Source organism: Corallococcus sp. 4LFB (genome assembly GCF_046520365.1).
GTDB lineage: Bacteria > Myxococcota > Myxococcia > Myxococcales > Myxococcaceae > Corallococcus > Corallococcus caeni.
Map to the genome: position 1 here is coordinate 1 of NZ_JBKGHJ010000958.1, position 1524 is coordinate 1524.

Consider the following 1524-nt stretch of genomic DNA (forward strand, 5'->3'; position numbering starts at 1 on the left):
CCCGCTTCCCGGGCCTGGCGCGCGAGTCCTTCTACGAGCTGCTGGCGACGGCGGAGGACCCCGCCCGGGTGGAGGCGCTGCTGCCGCTGGCCCGGGTGCTGGACCACGCGGCCGGAGGCACCGTGCTGGAGGACACCGTGCGGCGGGTGGCGGCGCTGGACTTCACGCGCCGGGCGCGCTCGCGCGGGAGTACGCGAAGCTGGTGCAGGACGCGCATCCCAGTCCGGCGAGCCTCATTGAACGGCTGCGCCAGGAGGCCACGGCGAAGGACGTGCTGCTGGGCGCGCTCCTGCGCACGCCGGGCGTGGCGCGCACGCATGAAGAGCTGCGCGCCCTGACGGTGGGGGAGACGGATCCGTGGGTCCTCTCGCGGGTGGCGATGGAGGAGGCGCGGCTGGACGACCTGGCGGGACAGGGGGCCCAGGCCGGGGACCGGCTGCGGGAGGCGCTGAAGGACTGCCACGCGCACAAGCTGCCCCTGAGATGCGTGGACGTGCTCCTGAAGCTGAGCAGCCGCGCGACCGCGTCGAACCGGCTGGTGGAGGCGGAGGAGTCCGCGAGCACCGCGTGGCAGGAGGCCGCCGCGCTGGGCGAATGGGACCGCGAGGGCGCAGCGCTGGTGATGCTGGCCAACGCGACGCGCTTCCAGGTGCGGGTGGCGCTCTCGCGCGCCTACCTCACCGAGTCCCTGGCCCGTCAGCCCGATGACTGCAAGGCGCGCACGCAGGCGCACCTCAACCTGGCCTCGCTGGCGCTGATGCGCTTCCGCCCGCAGGAGGCCCGGCAGGAGCTGGAGGAGTCGCTGGCGTGCGGTCAGTCCCCCGGGCTCCAGGGGGCGTGGATCCTCGCGGACCTGGCGCGCCTGGCGCCACGGCCGTCCGACGCGGCACGCCTGGGCGCGGAGCTGAGCCGGGTGTCGCCGCTGCGGGAGAACGCGGGCGGCGCGTGCTGGCCACGCTCATCCGGGGACGCTTCGAGGTGGACCGCGACTGGCGCGAGGGCCAGCGGGTGCTCCGGCAGACCATCGCGGAGGCGGAGCCGCTCTTGCGCGTGAACGCGGACGCGCGCGACGCCAGGGCGGTGGCCTTCCAGACGCTGGCGGTGAGCGCGGGCCACGCCGGGGCCTTCCGGGAAGCCATGGAGGTGGTGGCGGAGAGCCTCCAGGTGCCCGTGCCGGAAGGCTGCGTGCTGGCGGCGGCGGTGGAGGCCGAGCGCACGGTGACGGTGGTGCGCGGGCCGGGGGGCCAGGTGCAGGGGCGCTATGACGCCTCGCGCACCATGCCCCTGCGCGATGACCTGACGGGGCTGGTGCCCGGGGAGCTGGTGGACCTGCTGCGCGACTGCCCCCGCGTGGCGGTGCTGGCCGCGCCGCCGCTGTACAGCCGCGCGGGCCTCCTGCCGGCGGACCTGGCCTGGAGCTACCGGGTCAGCACGGGCGTGCCCGCGGCCTCCCCCGCGAAGCCCCCGCTGCACGTCGTCGTCTCGGACGTGGAGCCGCCGATGACGCTGCGGCTGGCGCGGCTG

General features: G+C 76.0%; 1 protein-coding gene and 2 pseudogenes. All 3 read left to right on the forward strand.

Features of this window, described 5'->3' with window-relative positions:
• A pseudogene (locus tag ACLEQD_RS43150) lies at positions 1-338 on the forward strand (hypothetical protein); the annotation flags it as partial.
• Positions 272-1054, forward strand: coding sequence for a hypothetical protein (locus ACLEQD_RS43155; RefSeq protein ID WP_410391756.1), 783 nt, complete (start codon positions 272-274; stop codon positions 1052-1054). The pseudogene ACLEQD_RS43150 and the gene ACLEQD_RS43155, both read left to right, overlap by 67 nt.
• Positions 1009-1524, forward strand: a pseudogene (locus tag ACLEQD_RS43160) (hypothetical protein); the annotation flags it as partial. The gene ACLEQD_RS43155 and the pseudogene ACLEQD_RS43160, both read left to right, overlap by 46 nt.